General features: G+C 65.7%; 1 protein-coding gene. It reads right to left on the bottom strand.

Features of this window, described 5'->3' with window-relative positions; all coding sequences use genetic code 11:
* Nucleotides 1-77 precede the first annotated feature (77 nt).
* The coding region (locus tag HX846_RS38245; protein WP_178967583.1) for an ABC transporter ATP-binding protein at nt 78-740 on the bottom strand (663 nt) is incomplete at its 5' end.

The following is a 740-nucleotide window of genomic DNA, read 5'->3' as shown; positions in this document are numbered from 1 at the left end:
GGCAAGCCGGCTCCTACAGGTGTGCGCCTTTTACCGTAGGCGCCGGCTTGCCGGCGATCACTGCGCAGCAGTGCCAATCAGCCCAGCGATGGCGAATGCTCAAGCAACGTCTGCGTATACGCCGCCTGCGGCTGATCCAGCACGCTATCCACCGCGCCCTGCTCCACCACCCGCCCGACCTTCAGCACCAACACCCGGTCGGCAATCGCCCGCACCACGCCCAGGTCATGGGTGACGAACAGCAACGTCAACCCGTCCCGCTGCAACTGGCGCAGCAAATCCAGAATCGACGCCTGCACCGAGACGTCCAGCGCCGAGGTGATTTCATCGCAGATCAGCAGCTTCGGTTCGCACAGCAATGCCCGGGCAATTGCCACGCGCTGGCGCTCACCGCCGGACAGGCTATGGGGATACAACTCGCCCACCGAAGCCGGCAGCGACACCCGCTTGAGCACCGCCTCCACCCGCTCACGCGCGGCACTGCCTTTAACCGCAAAGAAGTGCTCCAGCGGTGCGCTCAAGGTTTGGTACACCGTCTGCCGGGGATTCAATGCCCGGTACGGGTTCTGGAAGATGTACTGAATCTGGTGCCGCAAGCCCGCCTCGCGCTGCCGTGCCTGTAACGGCAGCGGTTGCCCCGCGTAACGCAGCTCGCCTTCGGCATTCTCCCCCAACCCGGCAACGGCCCGCGCCAGGCTGGTCTTGCCGGAACCGGACTCGCCCACCAGCGCCAGGCACTC

Source organism: Pseudomonas sp. K5002 (genome assembly GCF_013386655.1).
Lineage (GTDB): Bacteria > Pseudomonadota > Gammaproteobacteria > Pseudomonadales > Pseudomonadaceae > Aquipseudomonas.
This window is presented reverse-complemented; position numbering and strand designations above follow the sequence as displayed.